Source organism: Infirmifilum lucidum (genome assembly GCF_014876775.1).
Taxonomy (GTDB): domain Archaea; phylum Thermoproteota; class Thermoprotei; order Thermofilales; family Thermofilaceae; genus Thermofilum; species Thermofilum lucidum.
This window is the reverse complement of sequence record NZ_CP062310.1, coordinates 1,437,221-1,455,083: the sequence shown is the minus strand read 5'-3', so window position 1 is coordinate 1,455,083 and position 17,863 is coordinate 1,437,221. Positions and strand designations below refer to the sequence as shown.

Below are 17,863 nucleotides of genomic sequence, written 5' to 3'. Positions count from 1 at the left end.
AGCGATTAGCCGTCTGAGAGCATCAAGTCGAAGATTGTTTTAGCGTTGTGCAGAGTTGCTCTTGGACATAAATACAGGGTGTCAGGCTCTACCGACGAAACCTTAATGCACTTATCCACGACGACCTCAGTGACATTGATGTTCACCTTCTCAAGAGATCTTAGCACTCTTTCTCCTTTGTCAAGTATTAGACAGGGAACGTGAACCCTACCCGTGAAGCTCACTGGTTTGAGTAACTCGGGCATTTCGAGTAAAAATGGAATCCCAAGGCTATGGGCAACTTCAGGAGACATAGCAACCGGGTCTCTATGCCTAAGGGTCTTCAACACTTTCCTTAGAGAGCTGATTTCAACGCGCCTTCCCTCAGTATAACGCTCTGTAATGCCTCTCACTACTGCGAGACCTAGTCCGTATTTTTCGGCTAGTTTTGTTCCTATGCTCTCTTCTAGGCCCTCAGAAACGACTAGAGTCGGTTTTCCCTCCTTAGCAATCGAGAGAGTTAGTTTAATGGGCGTATCATGAAATGTCTCTGGGAGAGGATAACCTAAAGGACACTCTCGCACGCACCTCCAACATTTTACACACTTCTCCCTCCCGAGATTTATGTTGCGAGAATAGCCTAGTGGGCTCATCGCAAGGTTGCCTGAAGCAAGAAAAGTAGGGCAAGCAGTTAGACATATGCCTGGACAGTAGAGACAGGGGTTCCTGACTCTATGTAAGGGGAGTAACATGAATCTCACTACAAGCGTTGGTGTCAGCCTTACTGCCTTCAGCGTTGCCAAACTCACCACACTCAGACACCCATCCACTTCCCGGGATTCGAAAGACCCCAGGGGTCTAGACATTTCTTTATCTTCCTAAGGTAGTCTAGGCCAGCTCTAAGCTCTTCTCCGACCCACTTGGCTCTCAAAAGGCCGATACCGTGGTGATGGCTTATTGTTGCTCCTGTTTCAAGTAAAGTTCTCATAGCTTCCTCCCACATGTGCCAGTAGGTTTGCTCGTCAGCTTCGTAAGTTAATGTGAAGTATATACATGCACCTGTAGTGTAAAAATGGGAGGCATGGGCCAGTACTGCGTAGACTCCTTTCACCTTCTTGAGCCTCTCCTTGAATACTCTATAGACTCTAGGCAAGTTACTCCAAGTGGCCGAGGTTTCAATAGTGTCGAACCAGAGGTTAAGTGGGACTACTAGCTTCTTCAGCTCAGATATTACGTCGAACCGTTTCTCAAGCCACTTTTCTACGGGATCTGTACCAATCGACAGCCCCCCGTGTTTAGTTATTATCCTTTCAGCCTCGGCAACTTTTGCTTTTAGAATCCCCTCAGAATTCTCCTCATATATTAGTAGGAGAATGTCCCTAGCATCGTGGAACCTTACGGTTGAGTCTTCCTTGTCGTATAATCTAGCAACTGCAGGTGTCGCTTCAGTAAGCATTATCTCACGCATCGCTCTCAATCCCGATTCGAAGTCAGGGAAGAAATAGGAGTTCTTCCATTGGTGCTGTGGTATTGGGAACGCTTTCAAGACAGCCTTTGTTATTATACCTAGCTGACCCTCGCTTCCTATGAACAATCGTTTAAAATCAGGTTCTGTTGCGGCTCTTGGAACTATATTCCTCCTTAAGGGGATAATGCCACCGTCTGGTGCAACAGCCTCTAGGTCAACTATGAGTTCTTCTATTCCCCCGTACTTCGTGCTAAACTGTCCTGTGCTCATTGTAGCTATCAGACCACCTATAGCTGCTTCAGGAAAAGATTGCGGAATATGTCTAAGCGTGAAACCCCTAGAGTTTAAAAACTCCTCCAATTTCTTCAGCATCACCCCGGATTCGACAAAAACCAGAGAATCTTCTTCCGAGAAGCTAAGAATCCTGTTCATTTTCTTTACGTCTATAACGAGGCACCCTTCACATATAGTTCCACCAATCACGCCCGGCCGAGGTTTAGTCTCAGGTAAAGTGCTACAAAGGGGAGCGCTAAAAGATGATGTATTTTCGTCGCAACAACAAGTGTACTCGTTCTAACATACCTAACTCCAAGCCTTTCGGCTACCTGCAATATTTTCTTATTACCATCGCGAGCCATTCTGCTCTTGAGAGATCTAAAGGGTAACTGGACGACGTGAATTATTGCTGCATGAGCCTTTGAAACACCCCAACCAGGCTCTGGATTTGCCTCCAGGACTAGAGCCTTAACCTTGTAGTGAGCCAAGTTATAAGCGATCATCAGGCCTACAATACCACTTCCTACTATGGTAACGTCGTACTCCTGCACGTCTAAAACATCATCGCCAGGTATATTAGGCTTAATGAGGGGTACCAGGATCTACTTACACTAGTTCGTCGGGTATCTCGTCCGGACTATAAGCTACTCTCGGCGACAGGCCTGCTTTCCTCAGGTTCTCGACGACGTGGGGGTACAGGAAGACGTACTCCTCCTCGAAGTCCTTCACGTAGCGGGGGTCTATCTCTCCAAGCCTTTCGAGGAGGCTCCTGTAGGACGCCTCTGATGAGAATGAGAGCATGACTGCGGGGTGCGCCGGGACTCCGTAGTCGGCTAGGTTCTTGAGAGCTGAGAGCTGGTACTCGTAGAACTCCTCTCTAGCCCCCGTTAGCTTGTGGAACTCCTCGTGCGAGGTTCCCTTCAGCGAGACCCGCACGTGCACGTGCGTGAACTTCGAGAGATCGCGCGCCTTGCTCTTGTCGGCGCCTATCTCTATGCCGTTAGTCTCCAGTATGAACGTGAAGAGGCCGTCCTCCTCCACGAGCTCGAGCACGCGTAGGAGGTGCTCCCACGCGAGTGTGGGCTCGTTCCCGGAGATCCTCAGCTGGGTGTAGCCCTTCTTCAGGGCAATCACCCTGATGCGGCCGTAGACTTCTTCGGGCGCGTAGAACCTCCACTTGCCTAGCCACGGCTTCTCCCTCGGCTCCCTGCTCCAGCAGAACACGCACCTCAAGTTGCAGCCGACGCAGTCTGCTGTCGATATGCCTCCGTACCACCTCCCACCCCTGAACCTGTAGTACTTCCTCTCGACCCCTCGGGAGACCATGCGCCTTACGGCCTCGCCGAGGAGTAGGGGGTTGTAGCCAGTACCTGCTGGCATGGACGGTTAAAGAAAGGATGACGAGAAAATAATACTTTTGGGGCCGCTACGGCAGGCCCAGGGCCTTGTTGACCGCTGCTATTGCGTCTACGAGGCCGTAGCCCGTGAAGACGTCGAAGCCTTTAGCGTTGATGTCTACAGCTGTACTCGTGAGTACGTCATACACCTGGCTGGGGGTGAGCAGTGACTTGCCCTGGGCGAGCCTTAAGGCCTGTATCAGCGCGACGACGCCGGACACGTGTGGGGTAGCCATTGAAGTGCCGCTGAGAGTGGCGTAGCCGTTCCTCAGGTACGTTGAGAGGATGTTCACACCGGGCGCGGCTACGTCTACTTCAGGCCCATCGCTACTCCAGGTCGGTACATTGTAGGAGCTGTCTACGGCTGCTACAGCTATCACCTCGGGGTATCTGGCTGGGTACGCGACGTTGTCCGTTGATGGGTCACCGTCGCCACTGTTCCCAGCGGCAGCCACTAGCACTGCGCCGTTCTGGTAGGCCCACTTCACCGCGTCGTACAGGATGTTACTGTCGCTCGAGCCTCCGAGGGACATGCTCAATACCTTTGCATCGTCGGAGGTGCCGACTACGCCGTCTGGGCCTTTAACTGCTTCAATTATCCCCTCTGCTATGTCTGTGTACGTCCCAGACCCTGCGTCGTTCAGAACCTTAATAATGTATATTGAGACGTTAGAGGCTACGCCTGTGACTCCGGCGTTGTTTATCAGCGCCGCGATGATGCCCGCTACGTGCGTCCCGTGGCCGTTCCGGTCAGTGCACTTTGAGAGATCCGTGCCCTTGTAAGTTTTCTTCAAGACGGTGTTTACGCACCAGACTACCCTTCCCTTCAGGTCTGGGTGCGTGTACAGGACGCCCGTGTCGAGAACCGCGACTTTAACCCCCTTGCCCAGCGCGGCGCCGTTGAGCGACGGGTAGTACGTGTCCCACACTTTAGTGGCGTTGATCATCTTCATGTTCCACTGGACGTCAGAGTAGGAGCTCAGCTCCAGCGCAACGGCAATCTTGTCCTCTTCAACGTACCTCAAGCCCTTCCCTACGTGGCCGCGGAGGTCTTCACCTGCGGGAACCAGTAGCACTGCCACCTTTATCTCGGGTATAGTCTTCACGACCGCTGCGGCGTGCTGCGAGGCTATAGTGTGGAGAGTTGAAAGATCTGTGTATCCTACGGCTAGGCGCTTGTACTGTGGCGGAGCCTGGACGAGCGCCGAGAAGCCGGCTACTATCACTAGGAGGGCTAGTAGCAGGGCTGTTGCCCTCATGTTTTTCACCGAACTTTCCAGGGGTTAGTATTTAAATATTATTGCGGGGTTTCCGTAAGAATTTTAGAGCTACCAGAGTTAGAGGTGGGAAAAAACTAGCAAGGTTTTACAGCTTATCCTCTCGTCTGGACGATAAAGCCCAGGATAAACACGGCTACCGCTACGAGCAGTGAGAATGCTGGCTGGACGCCGGCGGCTAGTAGGCCCCTGTAGACCAACCCTGCCCCTAGGAGGGAGAAGCCTAACGCCAGCATCTTCTCCATCAGCGCGTAGATTATAGCTGCAAAGGCTAGTGTTAAGACGAGGATAGCTGTCTCATTGTGTACAACGTATCCCGTGGACATGAGGATCTCCGACACTACGTATCCGGATAGGAGAGATACTACTAGCTTGAAGGCTGAGAAGCCTATCATTGCGCCGACCACGAAGCCTAATAGGAACAGTACTAGCGGGAGTAGTGTAGCTTTGAGGGCTGGCGTCGAGTAGGCGTAGAAGACGTAGCCCATTGCGAGGCCGAAGACGAGGGAGGCTAGCAGCCTCGCAAACTTTACGCCCCAGAAAGCTGTAATAACGCCGAGGAGAACCAGTATAGCGGAGTCCCAGAAGCCTATGGGTGACATCGGCCTCCCCCGTGTAACCGTTGGAGAAGCAAATTAACTTTTCCGCTTAGCAGTAAACCTCCACGCGAGGAAGAGCGCCAGCACGGCTACCACGCCGGCAGAAATAATCAACGGCAAGTTGTCCTGGCTACCTGTCCTCCAGACCGGCAAGGAAGAGTAGTCTACGGCTAGCGGGGCCGGACAGCCCCTCAGGGGCACGTAAATAGAGGACTCGTTGAAGGGCCTCCAGGCGCCGTTGTCGAAGACTAGCCTCCTATCCCACCCGGCTAGCCCTAGGCGTGCCGATAAGACAAGAGAAGACTCTAGTTCTTCGCTCAAGCCCTGGATAACCCCCACGCTTGTGAGCCTGTCCAGCTCTAGCTTTAGAGCCCTCCTCAAGTCTGCATCCGTAACGCCACTAGCACCCGGCAACACTTGGAGGCGTATCACGGGGTACTGCCTGCCTGTTGCCGGCAGTGCTTCGAGGCCTAGCGTGACCGCGATCCTCTCGTCGAATCCACTCCTGTAGGCGAACACGCCGGAGGCCACCTCCTTCACGGCGTAAGCGGCTAGCCTGGAAGCGTCTAGCCTAGCCCCAGGCGTGTTTATGACGGCTTCAAAGGCTCTCGCTTCTAGAGGCTCTGGGCACTGGGCGAGGAAAGTGCATGGAACAAGCACGAGTACAGCGAGTACGAGCAACACCACCCTCATGATGTATATATCAGGCGTTTGAGAGGTTAATATTATTTACATCCGCCTTAGCTCTTTGAACTAAAAGCTTCATATGACAGCTTAAGACGCCTCTAAACTGTGTCAGGCGAAAACATCCCAGAGAGAATAAGGGGGAGCGTAGTAAACCTGGTAGCATGGGTGGCCATCTATATAATCGTCAGCGCCCTGGTCTTCACAACTATACCCACGTTAATCCCCGGGGTGAAGCCCGTACTGGATCCGTATTCTTTGTACATAGCTATAGGCCTCGCCCTAGTCTTCGGCTACATGATAGTCAAGAGCGTCTCAAACCTAGTCTACTGGATGCTCAGGCTCAAGCACCCCCACAGCACTGCAGCCGCCGTGAGGAGTATATTCACCATACTCGGTATTGGAGCCCTGGCAGCCGGGATAGCGGGCGGGGCGGCTGGAGGCGCTGCCGGCGTAGCACTCGGGGGCTTTATAGGCATGGTGATAGGGTTCGCCACCCAGCAGGTATTGGGCCAGGCGATAGCAGGCCTCTTCGTGCTCATTGTCAGGCCCATAAAGATAGGCGACTACGTAGTCGTGGCTGGCGAGCAGGGAGTAGTCGAGGACATCTTAACGCTCTTTACTGTCGTGAAGAAAGACGACGGCACTCTAGTCTTAATCCCCAACAACCAGCTAATCGGCTCGAAAGTATACATCATTAAGAGGGCATGAGCCTACACGGGTAAGTTTTGTTAGAGTACTCTACTAATGATTTCTGAAATTCTGGGTAATAGGTTCTTTCTCTTAACTTCAACTACTGCAAAGGGCTCTCCCCCAAATACTTCCTTAAACATTACTCTTACGGCGTAACCCCTTGACTCCATGTAGGTCTTCAGAGAAGCCGCCATGCTCAGCACATAGCCTCTAAGCGTGCCAGGCCGCGACTTCTTCACTAGCTGGCCTTGAAGGGTTAACAGGAGGCCCATGCCCGAGGCCCAGTCGTACACGAGCCTTAGGGCTTCGCCCCTCGCTCTATGCTCGACAGCTATACCATGCATGCTGGGCTTGAATAGGAGTACGGCTTCAGGACTACGTTTGAGGAGGCTTGCTAGGAGTCTCAGCGGCATTACGAAAACTACGTAGAGTGCATAGCCAGCAATGAGAAGTACCATTCTGAGCGTGTTCGGCAAGGCTCCTCAGTTGCATATCGCCGCTATCCGATAATATTCCTTTCGGGCTAGGTGAATGTTTAATAAGCTAAACATGTTAACTATGTCGTGGAGACCCGCAGGGTAGTGAAGATCGGGGGTAGTTACTATGTTGCTCTGCCGAAAGACTGGGTTCTCGAGAGTGTAGGGGAGAGAGGCGTAGTTATCCTCGAGGCCGAGGAAGACGGGTCGCTGAAGCTAAGCCCCTTAAGGCTCAGCGGGAAGGGGGGAGGAGTTAAGAGTATAAGGATAGCGTGTGACGAGAACCTCTACAGGAACATTGTTTCTGCCTACTTAAGGGGGTTTGAGGTAATCGAGGTGTCTTTTAGCGGCGACTGCAGGGAGGAGGTTCTGAGGGTTATCGAGAGGGCCAGGCAGATACTCCTGGGGCTCGAGATCGTGGGCGAGGAGCAAGATTCCATGGTTCTCCAGTGCTTCACGAGGCCGGACTACGACCTCTACTCCATTGTCCAGAGGATAAATACAATCACGCTGGCCATGCTTAGGGTGGTGTTCCAGGCTGTGGAGACTGGAGACCGTGCTCTCGCTGAAAAAGTCCTGGCTATGGACGACATAGTCGACAGGCTGTACTTCCTCGCCGTGAGGGTGATCAGGAGCAGGGTTTCGGATCCCCTCTACCCCAGCTCCGAGAAGTCCCGGCTCGTCGACATCAGGCTCGTGGTGCGCAACCTCGAGAATATAGGCGACCTATACGAGAGGCTTTTCCGCGGCGAGTTTAGAGCGGAGAAAGTCCCCCACGAGATCTACTGGCTCCTCGAGAGCTTCCAGAGGACTGTCGTGGAAGTAGTTCTAGGCGAGGATGCCAGGCGCAAGGAGGCGTTAGAGCTCTACAACAGGCTAGAGGAGGTGATGGAGAAGGAGAGGCCCAACCTATCGCCCAGACTTGTAGAAGTCTTTGAGGGTGTCGCTACTCTACTCCGGGACATACTAGACCTCACATAACACAACATTTATTTTCCTGAGCAAGCACTCCACCCGTATGCACCACAGGCCCATCATAGTGGCCCACAAGGCTAACAGGAAGAGCTTACTGCTGAAGTACTTGCGCGTAGGCGTCGAGGTGGTCGAGTTCGACGTGACACGGGACGGGAACGGGGAACTCGTGGTCAAGCACGGGATGGAGACGGGGGTCAGGGGGTTGCGGGGGCTTGTGATGGACTATGGCTATTTGCTCATAGAGGGGCGTGACCCGCTTTTCAGGCCGAGCACCCTCGAGGAGCACCTGTCCCTCGTAGGCAGTAAGTGCGGCGTGTGGCTGGACTTAAAGACCAGGGGGATAGAGGTGGAGAGCGTTGCCCTCGCCAGGAAGTTCGGTGTGAGAGATGTTATCGTCAGCAGCGGTTTCCATAACACTATACGCCGTGCCAAGGAGGTAGACGGGAGTGTCACCGCTATTCTCGGCAATGTCCAGTACCGGCCGGCAAACCCTGTCAAGGAGGTCGAGCTCGCATCTGCCGACGGAATTTCTGTACACTACTACTTCGTGGACAGAGAGCTCGTAGAAGAGCTACACTCGGTGGGGTTCAAGGTTGCAGTCTGGACAGTCAATAACCCAGCAAAGGCTTCTGAGCTCGTTGAGCTAGGCGTAGACTACTTGATAACTGACGCCCCAGAGAAACTTCGACTCATAGCGGCTAAAGCTGGGGCTTTAGCCGGACAGGGCTAATTTCTAAGGTGAGGCCTGGACGCGTAATTTTTCAAAGTATACTCCGGGTAGCAGAATAAGTGTCCGAGTATGGATCTCATAGATGCATTGAAGGAGTTTAACTGGGAGAAGTATAACGTTGAGTTTGCAGTGTTCTACGGGTCTCAGGCTAGAGGTGTTTCTGATCCTCTGAGCGATATAGACATAGCGGTTAAGGGTGGCGTGGACTTAGTAGACCTCATACTTGCCTTGTCCGACTACCTGAGCGTACCCGAAGATAGAATCGACGTACCAACTGTAAATGATGAGATACCCTACTCGCTGTTGTATACTATTGCTACTCAAAGCATACTATTGTACGCGAGAGAGTTCCTCCTGGCTGGAGTTTGTTGTCAGAGCTATGGACTTGTACTTGGACTTCAGACTATTCGCGGAGAAAGTATGAGATGAAGTTGGTGAGGAAGTTTGTCGAGAATCATTGAATTGGCTAAGTCTATTAAAGAGTACATAGGGCTACTAGATAGAGCCACTAACATGGGATAACGAGTATATCTACTACTCAGTACTGCATCTACTCCAACTCTCTATCCAAGCACTAATCGATCTAGGAGCCCACGTAGTAATAGCGCTTGGAGGAAAACCGCCAAGCAGGTACTCAGACGTTGCCTTAGAACTCAGATTGGGGTATTATCACAGGCGGAGGGAGACCTCATGAGGAGGCCGATAGGCTTCAGGAATGTATTAGTACACGGGTACTTGCGGGTGAATAGAGAGTATGGAATCGACGTGCCCACTGAGCGTAAGTACAGAGAGATGCTGGACATAGCTAGGTCAATAGTCAAGCACGCCTCGGATAAGGGTCTAGACCCCTAAGGCTGGCACAGAGGACACACCCGTAGTTAGGCTCCCGGTTTGGTTCCTGCGTCGCGTTCGGCTCTTTTGCAGCGCGACTAGCTGCTCCCCTGCTACAGAATGGAGCCCAGGAGTACCCGCAGAAATACGCCCAGCTTTTGCCGTTACCACTTTGGTAACAAAACTTCTTATAGGTCGTGGGCGCCACTTCTGTTACATGTTGGATCACGACGAGTTTAACAGATGGTTGAACATGGCTAAGAGGACGCTAGAGTCTGCTAAGAGGGACATCGAGGGTGGCGACTATAACTGGGCCTGCTTCAAGGCGCAACAGGCCGCAGAGTTTGCGGTCAAGGCTTACCTGTACGGCGTGGGCCAGCCCAGGGCAGGGCACGCTGTTAGTCTTCTGCTCAGTCATGTAGGCGCCCCCGAGGAACTCATCGACAAGGCTAAATACCTCGACAAAATGTACGTGCCCACCAGGTACCCTAACGCGTGGAGTGAGGGTGCCCCCTACCAGTACTACACGAGGAAGGACGCCGAAGAGGCGATAGAAATATGTAAAGAGGTAATAGAGTATATCGAGGCCAGGTGGAGGGCTCTGGGGTCATCAGGAGAAGGATAGAGGAGAGGAAGAGAGTGATCGAGGAGGTTAGGAAGTTTGCTGAGTCACTCAGGGGCAGGTACTCAGTATTCCTGGTGGGTTCCTACGCTAGGGGCGACTTCAACGTGTGGAGCGACGTGGACGTGGTTGTCGTGGGTGAATTTAAGGGCAACCCCCTTCAGAGGCTCAGAGAGCTGGACGCGCCGCCGGGCTTCGAGTTAATACCACTTACAGAGGAGGAGCTCATGGATAGAGTTACGAAAAGAGACCCACTAGCACTCGAGCTAGTAAACTATGGCGTACCCGTGAGAGACGACTTCCACCTCGCCAGAAAACTAAAGCCCTGGGAGAAAACGTGAAGCCGCGCGTCGGGCTCTCTGCTTCCAGTGGGTAAAGCCTGCCCCTACCATTCCTTGTTGCTCAGGCTTCTAGCTATAGCTCTCGAGCTTCAACAGGATCTGCTACAAGTCACTATTCTCAGGCGTGTCCCGGCTCGCTCTAGTAGACCAGTTATTAACAACACATATCTATAACTTAGTTATAAAATATAAAACAAAAGTTTAAATAGATGGAATTTTATCTTTACGAGGAATCCATAACCGGTGATTAGAAAATGGCAGAAGAGTTTAGCATAGAGCCTGTCTCCAAGCGCGGGCTGAGAGCGTTCGACGTGGGGGTTCTCTGGTTTGACTTGAGCATAGGCCTGTTGGTCTTCCAGGCCGGTGCGCTCCTTGCAGGGCTAGGCTTCTGGAACGCGCTACTCGTCTCAATAGCGGGGTCAGTTATCGGTAGCCTAATACTCGCACTCACAGGCATCCCCGGAACCCGGAAGGGCGTGCCCACAATGGTCTCCCTCAGGTTCCTGCTGGGTGACGTAGGCTCATACCTCCCAACAGTACTGAACGTCGTTCAGTTAGTAGGGTGGACGGCTTTCGAGCTCTTCATAATGGGTGAGGCTGCTTACAGGATAACGGGCTTTGACAGGGCTCTTTGGATTGTTGTATTCACTTTGTGGTGCTGGCTTCTAGCAGTGTGGGGGCCTCTTTCGGTGATAAAGCACTACCTAGAGAAGGTTGTTGTGTGGCTTGCTATCACCGCATCGGCGTGGTTGACCCTGCAGACTCTCAAGAAAGTTGGGGCTACGCAGGGCAGTGTTAGCGAAGCCTTGCCCCTGCTCTACGCGCTCGACCTCGTAATAGCAATGCCCATATCTTGGTGGCCACTAGTAGCAGACTACAACCGCTTCGCTGTTAGCAACAAGGAAGCTATCCTAGGAACGCTTGTAGGCTACGCGCTGGGCAACGCGTGGTACTATGCTGTCGGCGCGGCGATGGCTATTGTTACAGGAGAGGTATTAACGCCAGCTTCAATAGCAATGATGTTCTTTGGCACGCTCGCGCTTCTTCCGCTCGTCGTAGACGAGACAGACAACACGTGGGCGGACATATACTCGGCTGCAATCTCGCTCAAGAATATTCTGCCCCGGGCTAGTGGGAGGTTGCTAGCGTCGGCTACCGCGCTGGTAGGGGGTGCTTTGGCTCTAGTCCTCTCGCCTGAAACTTACGAGTGGTTCCTATTGATGATAGGGGCTCTCTTCGTGCCGCTTTCCGGTGCACTCATATCGGACTACATAACCGGTGAAGCCCCTTCAAGGAGGGTGCGCTGGGAGTCGTTGGCTTCGTGGGCTATGGGAGCTGCGGTGTATCTGCTCGTCATTAATTACTGTAGTTGGCTTGGCGCGTCGCTCCCATCGTTTGCAACGGCCTTCCTCTTGCAAATCATCTTCAAGAAGCTTCTTAAGAGGTGAGGGGGCATGAAGGTGATACCCGTTGCCTTGACTATAGCCGGTAGTGACTCTGGAGGCGGGGCCGGCATACAGGCTGATCTGAAGACTTTCGCCGCTCTGGGCGTCCACGGCACCTGCGCGATTACCGCGATAACAGCCCAGAACACGTACTCGGTTACTGGCGTGCAGGAGATAGACACGGCGTTAATAGAGAAGCAGATCGAAGCTGTGGCGGAAGACCTCGGAGTTGACGCTGCGAAGACGGGGATGCTGAGTAGCTCGGGGATAATCACGGCTGTTGCCAGATCCGTGAGGAGGTATGGCTTCCCCCTAGTCGTTGACCCGGTAATGGTCGCCAAGAGCGGCGCGCCGCTGCTCCAGGAGGAGGCTGTAAGCACCCTCGTAAGCGAGCTGCTGCCACTGGCTAAAGTCGTGACGCCAAACATACCCGAGGCTGAAAGGCTCTCCGGCAGGAGGATAGAGGGCGTCGAGGACATGAAGGTCGTCGCGAGGCTACTCGCTGAGGAGTATGGTGCTGAGGCTGTCGTGATTAAAGGAGGCCACTCCGCCTCTGCTACGGCCATTGACGTCCTGTACTACAGGGGGAGTTTCTGGGAGTTCTCTGCCGAGAGGATAGAGACAAAGAACACTCACGGAACCGGCTGTACGTTCTCCGCAGCAATAACAGCCGAGCTCGCTAAAGGCAAGGACATAGTAGAGGCCGTTAAAAAGGCGAAGGATTTTGTTACCATGGCGATAAAGTACTCTTTGCCGCTCGGCAGGGGGCACGGGCCTGTAAACCCAATAGCCGCCCTAGCTATCGATGCAGAGAGATACAGAGTGCTACACAACGTCTCGAGCGCTCTCAGGATCCTCGAGGAGCACGGCAAGAGCGTCGCGAAGCTCGTCCCCGAGTGCCAAATGAACATTGCGATGAGCCTGCCGAAGCACTACGCAAGGGGTGTAGAAGATGTTGCAGGGGTTCCCGGTAGGATAGTAAAGCTCAACGACTCAATCAAAGCTTCAAGCGCTCCTGCGTTCGGAGCATCGCGGCACGTGGCAAGGGCAGTCCTGAAGATAATGGAGTACGACCCAGAGGTGAGAGCGGCAGCTAACATAAGGTTTTCCGAGGAGGTGCTCAGGATCCTGCAAGAGCTCTCGTACTCGGTATCGTACTACGATAGGAGAGAGGAGCCCCCCGAGGTTAAGAGAGTCGAGGGCGCGACTATACCCTGGGGGGTGGAGACTGCTGTGAGGAGGGCTGGGGGAAGGGTTCCAAGAGCCATATACCACACGGGCGATTGGGGGAAAGAGCCCATGATCCTGCTCTTCGGAAAGGACGCTGTCGAAGTGGCGAACATGGTCGTCGAAGTAGCTAAAAGACTAGGGGGTGAGGGTAGTGAGGCTGACAGTTAAGTTGGCTCTCTCCTCTGTACTCGTAGCAGTAGCGGTGGTGCTGTCCCCGCTGTACTTTGTGTGGGGACCTACCAAGGCTTACCCGGCACAGCACATGGTAAATTCAGTGGCAGGGGTAATACTCGGCCCTCTCTGGGCAGCACTTATCGCCGCAGTGGTCGGGACTATCAGAATATCGCTTGGCACAGGAACTATCTTCGCGTACCCCGGCGGGATCCCTGGCGGGATTGTAGTGGGATTAGTTTACAGGCTGGCTACCAGGCTCATTAAGAAGCGCAGGCTAGCAATACTCGCAGCATCCCTCTCGGAGCCCCTGGGCACGATCCTGGTAGGCGGGACGTTCTCCTGGTACATACTGGACCCCCTACTCGGGGGCTCTATGCACGCCAAGTTCGGAGCCATCGTATGGTTCTTGAGCGGCTGGGCTCTGAGCTCTGTTACGGGATGCGTCCTCGGAGCCCTGTGCCTTCTCGCGCTGGACAAAACGGGGCTGCTGAACGTATTGAAGGGATGATCGAGGCCAGGACAGTCCTCGGGAAGAGGACGGTAATAGTCGGCGAGACAGGCAGCGGCAAGACTAGGCTTACGGCAAGGATTCTGGAAGGCTTGCTAGAACTTGTAGACGCTAGTGAAGTAACAGTAATAGATATGGCTCCAACCACAATCCCCGGTCTCGGCTACAGGTTATCGCATTATACGAGTGCGGTGCACAGAGTGAGGTACCTAGCACCTAGGGAGGTGAGAGCGCCCAGGTTGGAGGGGAGAAGCGTCGAAGAAGTCATCCAGTTGGCAGAGTTTAACAGGAATGTGCTCGAATCCCTCCTAGAGCTATTCAGGAAAGACCCCACAAGAGTCTTGGTCGTGAACGACATGACTATGTATTTTCACGCGGGAGACCCGAACAAGCTTGCAGAGTGTGCCCTCCTAGCAGAGACCTTCCTCGCCAACGCCTACTCTGGATTAAAGCTCTCCAACGATAAGGGCTCTGGCCTGACAAGGCGAGAATCAGAGGCGTTGAAATACTTCGTAGAGCGTGTAAATGCAGACGTCTACTACTTGTAAATAAAAGTACTGCTACTGGCATTGGGAAAGGGGAAAAAAGGCTTTAGAGGAATAATGTCTTTCAGAAAGGTAGTACTATTCCTGGTACTCGCGGGAAAGGTTGGACTTCTGCTATGTGGGAGCGTTTTGTAAGCCACAGGACAAGCCTCTCAACTCCTATGCCTGCTCCCGCACTGGGGACGAGTAGACCCCTCCTCGCTAGACCCAGGTAGTACGCGTAGGCGTCCACGCTGACCCCGTCCCGCTTGATCTTGTACAAGATCTTGTCGTACTGCCACTCCCGCTCGGCACCCGAGAGAACCTCGCCATAAGTGGGGAGGTAGAGGTCGTAGTTGCGCCACTCGCCTTTTTCGAGATCCTCGTAGTCGTAGAACTCCCTAGGTATGTCCGTCACCCAGAAGGGCTCCTCCGCTTCCAGGGGGGCCAGCGTCTCCCATCTCTTCCCGTATTTCTCCTCGAGCTCCCTCCTCGTGTAGACTTTGAACGGGGTTCTCGGCTTCTCGGGCTCTACGCCGAGCTGGGAGAACTCCTTCCTGCAACAGTCCTCGAGGTGCTCCACGGTCTCCACTATCACGTCTTCCACGAGCCTGAAGATGTCCTCCCGCTTCGCGCCCCTCACCTCGAAGTCCAGCTGCGTGAACTCGTAGGCGTGCCTCCCGGTCTTCGCGCGCTCGCGCCTCTCGATCCTGATGTTGGGCGAGAGGATGAATATTTTCTCGTACCCGGCAGCCACGAGTAGCTGCTTGTGCAGTATCATGCTCTGCGTGAGCCTCACGTGCTCTCCGTATATCTCGAGTTCCGGCCTGAGCTCTATGCTGGCTCCGGGGTCGGGCCATAGGGGATCCGTGATCTTGCTCGTGATCACCGGTAGTAGCCATGTGAAGCCTCTATCCAGGAATGACGTTGTCAGGGCGCGTAGCGTCTCTGAGAAGACGTGCAGGACTGCCTTCTTCTGAACACCTGCGAGAGACTCGTACACGTCTAAAGCCAATATATTCTCAACGAGGGCTTGCACCTTCATGTTTTTCACCTGCCTGCGAAGTAGTGCTATGAGCATGGTTCATAAAAGTGTTCTGCCAGTATCCCGGAAAACGTTGCACATTTAACAATAGAATTCCAGGAAACTCGAGAAATTTTTACAAATCCCTCTGGGAATGCGTACTAATTTTTCTGGCTTTCAAGCAACCCTATGACAGCGTCCAAGTCCCCCCTTCTCGAGATCGGGGCAAGCACCTCCCTTGGCACGTGACTCGTAGGCTTCCTCGCGACTCTAACCACCCGCACAGGAGCCGCTATGGGCCCGACACCCTCGCGTACCGCCTTTACGAGTACCTCCTCCCCCGCCTCGCCGTAATAGAAGAGTACTGGTGCTTCCAGCCTCTCGGGATCCTTTAGCGGTAGCGCTAGGGCCCACTCCGCGCCGGCGGACACTGCAGCTCTCTCGAGCGCACCTGGGCTGAGCCTGTAGCCGCTAACTTTCATTACCGCGTCTCCCCTCCCGGTAGGGAAGATGTAACCCTCAGAGTTTATGAGAGCAAGATCCCCGGTGTCGTAGTAGCCCCTGCTCCAGGCTCTTTGGAAGTCCTCCGGGGCTTCTATTGGTATGGAGGGCCATGGCTGTCTGATCACGAGTCTGCCGATCCTGCCTCTAATGGGGTTCCCGGTCTCGTCGACGATGTCAACGTGGAAGCCTGGGAATGGTGGGCCGGCAGAGCCTGGTTCGATATGGGTGAAGGTGTAATTGATGAGGTTGCCGGTGAAGAACGTGCCTACCTCGCTCTGTATAAACATGTTTAGCACCGGTATGCTTCCACCTCTCCCAGGGTTCGAGTCTATAATGGGGTAGGGCAGGCTACCTATTGTGTTGTATGCCCAACGCCAGTACTCTGGCTCTAGTGGCTCGGCCGTGACGATTACTCCTCGGAGTGTGTCGTTTTTCCCGTAGAACAGTGCCGGATCCTGTCTCGACATTATCCTTACGGCGCTACTCGTGGTTATGAACAGGGTGACAGCGTATGAGTCTACAATGTCTAGCCACCTACCCCAGTTAGGCCAGTCCGGTGCCCCGTCGTAGAGTAGCAACGTAGAGCCCAGCATTAGCGGCCCGAAGAGCTGGTACGTGACGCCGGTTATCCAACCCGGCCAGACCGTGCAGAAAACGGTGTCCCGGGGCCTCATCCCTATCCACCTAGAGGTAGCCCACGCCTGCACGAGGAAGCCTCCAGTGGGGTGCGTAATGGGTTTGAAGTCGTCTACGTAGCCGCTGTGAAGCCCGAAGAGGGGGTGCGTTGACTCGACGGCTTCGACTGCAGAGTCGCACCCCGTGCTGACGAGCTCCGAGAAGCCCGTAAAACCAGAGTAACCGCCACCTGAGTCGCCGACTATGACTTTTACGCCCTTCTCCGAGAGTCTCTCCAGGTAAACCTTTCCCGTGCTTAGTAGGTCTACGAGCTTGCCTCTCCTGAGGTAGCGTGGAGAGACGAAGAGGGCTCTAGCCCCCCTGCTAACCACTCTGCGCGCCATCTCGGCGGGCGAGAAGCCCGTGAATATGGGCTCGAAGGGCAGCCCCGCCCGCATTGCCCCGAGCATGAAGGCGAAGCTCTCGACGTTGGGTGGGCTGTAGACTGCGACCCACTCACCCCTCTTCAGGCCTAGCCTGAGCAGGCCACAGCTGACTCTCGTGGCCAGTGCGTCTAGGTCAGAGTATGTCAGGGCCGTGCCGTCGCCGTTTTCGTCGACATACAGTATTGCCGTCTTCGACCACGCGCTAGTGTCCCTGTGCCGCAGGATGACGTTCTTGTACGGGCTCAACACGCCGCCGACGAACCACCTGGTGCTAGGCCCCGAGCCCTCGCGTGTCAGAGTCCACTCGCGCTCCCAGACAAGGCTCCTGGCCTCGCGGCTCCAGAAATCCTCGATCCTGTTAATGCTCTCTAAGTACGCCTTGCGGTACTCGCCTAGGGTTATTGCCTTGAACCTCATCGAGGGAGGGACTACTCTCTCCACGCTCACCCGCCCTCCATCAGCACGACTTGGGTGTACGGCTGGGCCAGTCGCTTGAACACACGTAGCCTGGAGATGCCCCCCTCGTGTACTGGTACTGCTATAGCCGGCCTGAGGGTTCTCACGGCTTCTGCCGCCTCCTCCGGGTTCATGACGCTTTGTCCGGAGACAGGTAGGAAAGCCAAGTCTACGCGGCCCCTGAGCTCGACCATCTCGCTTATCAGGTCTGTGTCCCCCGCGTGGTACACGCGTAGTCCAGTCGGGAACTCTACGAGAAACCCCACGCCTGAGCCCCTGGGATGCGCTACGGCCCCTCCAAGACTGATGTTGTAGGCGTGTACAACGGTGAGCCGCACGCCTTTGCCTAACTCGAGCCTCTCGCCGGGGGCTACTATCCTGCCGGCGAAGGGGGAGTACACCGGGATACCCGGTAGAGCGGGGGGAGAGTGCCCTGGGTGGTTGTGCGTGTAAAGCGCTATGCTACAGCCACTCGGATCCACTGAGTCTATGCAAATAGATTCTCCGCCGTACGTGAGGATGGCGCCGGCTAGCCCTCTCCTCGAGATTTTCACGCCCCTGAAAGTTAGCGCCCTCAGGGCCCTCACCT

Annotated in this window: 21 protein-coding genes and 1 pseudogene; 11 read left to right on the top strand and 11 right to left on the bottom strand. The window is 54.3% G+C overall.

The features are described 5' to 3' along the window. Nucleotides 1-5: 5 nt before the first annotated feature. The 7 genes from IG193_RS08245 to IG193_RS08215 all read right to left on the bottom strand — a co-directional run bounded on the left by IG193_RS08245 (nucleotide 6) and on the right by IG193_RS08215 (nucleotide 5,689). Nucleotides 6-791: a hypothetical protein gene (locus IG193_RS08245; RefSeq protein WP_192818697.1), complete on the bottom strand. Its 786-nt coding sequence runs from the start codon at nucleotides 789-791 to the stop codon at nucleotides 6-8. Nucleotides 792-793: 2 nt separating this feature from the next. Beyond that, nucleotides 794-1,930, bottom strand: a complete 1,137-nt coding sequence (locus tag IG193_RS08240; protein ID WP_225876086.1) for an FAD-binding oxidoreductase — start codon at nucleotides 1,928-1,930, stop codon at nucleotides 794-796. After that, a complete protein-coding gene (locus tag IG193_RS08235; RefSeq protein WP_192818696.1) occupies nucleotides 1,927-2,274 on the bottom strand; it encodes an FAD-dependent oxidoreductase in 348 nt (115 codons plus the stop codon). Before IG193_RS08235 ends, IG193_RS08240 begins: the two co-directional genes overlap by 4 nt. Nucleotides 2,275-2,329: 55 nt before the next feature. Then, nucleotides 2,330-3,103, bottom strand: a complete 774-nt coding sequence (locus tag IG193_RS08230; RefSeq protein WP_192818695.1) for a radical SAM protein — start codon at nucleotides 3,101-3,103, stop codon at nucleotides 2,330-2,332. A gap of 46 nt (nucleotides 3,104-3,149) precedes the next feature. Continuing rightward, nucleotides 3,150-4,379, bottom strand: coding sequence for a S8 family peptidase (locus tag IG193_RS08225; protein ID WP_192818694.1), 1,230 nt, complete (start codon nucleotides 4,377-4,379; stop codon nucleotides 3,150-3,152). Nucleotides 4,380-4,492: 113 nt separating this feature from the next. Next, entirely contained in the window at nucleotides 4,493-4,999 is a 507-nt protein-coding gene (locus tag IG193_RS08220; RefSeq protein ID WP_192818693.1) for a hypothetical protein, read from the bottom strand. A 33-nt stretch (nucleotides 5,000-5,032) separates the two neighbouring features. After that, complete coding sequence (locus IG193_RS08215; protein WP_192818692.1) at nucleotides 5,033-5,689, bottom strand: hypothetical protein; 657 nt, start codon at nucleotides 5,687-5,689, stop codon at nucleotides 5,033-5,035. Between the two features lie 99 nt (nucleotides 5,690-5,788). On the opposite strand from IG193_RS08215, the gene IG193_RS08210 reads away from it, so the two are divergent. Next, entirely contained in the window at nucleotides 5,789-6,391 is a 603-nt protein-coding gene (locus tag IG193_RS08210) for a mechanosensitive ion channel domain-containing protein (RefSeq protein ID WP_192818691.1), read from the top strand. 20 nt (nucleotides 6,392-6,411) lie between these two features. Here IG193_RS08210 and IG193_RS08205 read toward each other — a convergent pair whose 3' ends face one another. Continuing rightward, nucleotides 6,412-6,849 (bottom strand): hypothetical protein, encoded by a 438-nt coding sequence (locus IG193_RS08205; RefSeq protein ID WP_192818690.1) that lies wholly within the window; start codon nucleotides 6,847-6,849, stop codon nucleotides 6,412-6,414. A gap of 87 nt (nucleotides 6,850-6,936) precedes the next feature. Here IG193_RS08205 and IG193_RS08200 point away from each other — a divergent pair, with 87 nt between their 5' ends. From IG193_RS08200 to IG193_RS08155, 10 genes and pseudogenes are all read left to right on the top strand, one after another. Continuing rightward, nucleotides 6,937-7,830, top strand: coding sequence for a PhoU domain-containing protein (locus IG193_RS08200; RefSeq protein ID WP_192818689.1), 894 nt, complete (start codon nucleotides 6,937-6,939; stop codon nucleotides 7,828-7,830). 37 nt (nucleotides 7,831-7,867) lie between these two features. Continuing rightward, nucleotides 7,868-8,554 carry a glycerophosphodiester phosphodiesterase gene (locus tag IG193_RS08195; RefSeq protein WP_192818688.1) on the top strand — a complete coding sequence of 229 codons (687 nt, stop codon included), beginning with the start codon at nucleotides 7,868-7,870 and terminating at the stop codon, nucleotides 8,552-8,554. A gap of 69 nt (nucleotides 8,555-8,623) precedes the next feature. Further along, entirely contained in the window at nucleotides 8,624-8,983 is a 360-nt protein-coding gene (locus IG193_RS08190; protein WP_192818687.1) for a nucleotidyltransferase family protein, read from the top strand. Between the two features lie 70 nt (nucleotides 8,984-9,053). Next, nucleotides 9,054-9,406: pseudogene (locus IG193_RS09285) on the top strand (DUF86 domain-containing protein). Nucleotides 9,407-9,602: 196 nt separating this feature from the next. After that, a complete protein-coding gene (locus tag IG193_RS08180) occupies nucleotides 9,603-10,010 on the top strand; it encodes a HEPN domain-containing protein (RefSeq protein ID WP_192818685.1) in 408 nt (135 codons plus the stop codon). Next, nucleotides 9,977-10,348 (top strand): nucleotidyltransferase domain-containing protein, encoded by a 372-nt coding sequence (locus tag IG193_RS08175; protein WP_218042138.1) that lies wholly within the window; start codon nucleotides 9,977-9,979, stop codon nucleotides 10,346-10,348. Before IG193_RS08180 ends, IG193_RS08175 begins: the two co-directional genes overlap by 34 nt. A 254-nt stretch (nucleotides 10,349-10,602) precedes the next feature. Then, on the top strand, nucleotides 10,603-11,796 hold the full coding sequence (locus tag IG193_RS08170; RefSeq protein ID WP_192818684.1) for a purine-cytosine permease family protein: 1,194 nt from the start codon (nucleotides 10,603-10,605) through the stop codon (nucleotides 11,794-11,796). A gap of 6 nt (nucleotides 11,797-11,802) precedes the next feature. Continuing rightward, on the top strand, nucleotides 11,803-13,191 hold the full coding sequence (locus IG193_RS08165) for a bifunctional hydroxymethylpyrimidine kinase/phosphomethylpyrimidine kinase (RefSeq protein ID WP_192818683.1): 1,389 nt from the start codon (nucleotides 11,803-11,805) through the stop codon (nucleotides 13,189-13,191). Further along, nucleotides 13,175-13,705: an energy coupling factor transporter S component ThiW gene (gene thiW / locus IG193_RS08160; protein WP_218042137.1), complete on the top strand. Its 531-nt coding sequence runs from the start codon at nucleotides 13,175-13,177 to the stop codon at nucleotides 13,703-13,705. Before IG193_RS08165 ends, thiW begins: the two co-directional genes overlap by 17 nt. Continuing rightward, nucleotides 13,654-14,253 (top strand): helicase HerA domain-containing protein, encoded by a 600-nt coding sequence (locus IG193_RS08155; RefSeq protein ID WP_192818682.1) that lies wholly within the window; start codon nucleotides 13,654-13,656, stop codon nucleotides 14,251-14,253. The genes thiW and IG193_RS08155 overlap by 52 nt, the downstream gene beginning before the upstream one ends. 61 nt (nucleotides 14,254-14,314) lie before the next feature. On the opposite strand, the gene IG193_RS08150 is transcribed toward IG193_RS08155, so the two are convergent. From IG193_RS08150 to IG193_RS08140, 3 genes are all read right to left on the bottom strand, one after another. Next, nucleotides 14,315-15,274, bottom strand: a complete 960-nt coding sequence (locus tag IG193_RS08150) for an asparagine synthetase A (protein ID WP_192818681.1) — start codon at nucleotides 15,272-15,274, stop codon at nucleotides 14,315-14,317. 140 nt (nucleotides 15,275-15,414) lie between these two features. After that, nucleotides 15,415-17,259, bottom strand: a complete 1,845-nt coding sequence (locus IG193_RS08145; protein WP_192818680.1) for an AMP-binding protein — start codon at nucleotides 17,257-17,259, stop codon at nucleotides 15,415-15,417. A 2-nt stretch (nucleotides 17,260-17,261) separates the two neighbouring features. Next, entirely contained in the window at nucleotides 17,262-17,861 is a 600-nt protein-coding gene (locus IG193_RS08140; RefSeq protein WP_225876085.1) for an MBL fold metallo-hydrolase, read from the bottom strand. Between the last annotated feature and the right edge of the window lie 2 nt (nucleotides 17,862-17,863).

What these genes read in the sequence shown, in the direction of transcription:
- IG193_RS08230 (WP_192818695.1), bottom strand. Translation starts at nt 3,103, where the DNA reads ATGCCAGCAGGTACTGGCTACAACCCCCTACTCCTCGGCGAGGCCGTA.
- IG193_RS08195 (WP_192818688.1), top strand. Translation starts at nt 7,868, where the DNA reads ATGCACCACAGGCCCATCATAGTGGCCCACAAGGCTAACAGGAAGAGC.
- IG193_RS08150 (WP_192818681.1), bottom strand. Translation starts at nt 15,274, where the DNA reads ATGAAGGTGCAAGCCCTCGTTGAGAATATATTGGCTTTAGACGTGTAC.
- IG193_RS08190 (WP_192818687.1), top strand. Translation starts at nt 8,624, where the DNA reads ATGGATCTCATAGATGCATTGAAGGAGTTTAACTGGGAGAAGTATAAC.
- IG193_RS08220 (WP_192818693.1), bottom strand. Translation starts at nt 4,999, where the DNA reads ATGTCACCCATAGGCTTCTGGGACTCCGCTATACTGGTTCTCCTCGGC.
- IG193_RS08225 (WP_192818694.1), bottom strand. Translation starts at nt 4,379, where the DNA reads ATGAGGGCAACAGCCCTGCTACTAGCCCTCCTAGTGATAGTAGCCGGC.
- IG193_RS08215 (WP_192818692.1), bottom strand. Translation starts at nt 5,689, where the DNA reads ATGAGGGTGGTGTTGCTCGTACTCGCTGTACTCGTGCTTGTTCCATGC.
- IG193_RS08165 (WP_192818683.1), top strand. Translation starts at nt 11,803, where the DNA reads ATGAAGGTGATACCCGTTGCCTTGACTATAGCCGGTAGTGACTCTGGA.
- IG193_RS08180 (WP_192818685.1), top strand. Translation starts at nt 9,603, where the DNA reads ATGTTGGATCACGACGAGTTTAACAGATGGTTGAACATGGCTAAGAGG.
- IG193_RS08170 (WP_192818684.1), top strand. Translation starts at nt 10,603, where the DNA reads ATGGCAGAAGAGTTTAGCATAGAGCCTGTCTCCAAGCGCGGGCTGAGA.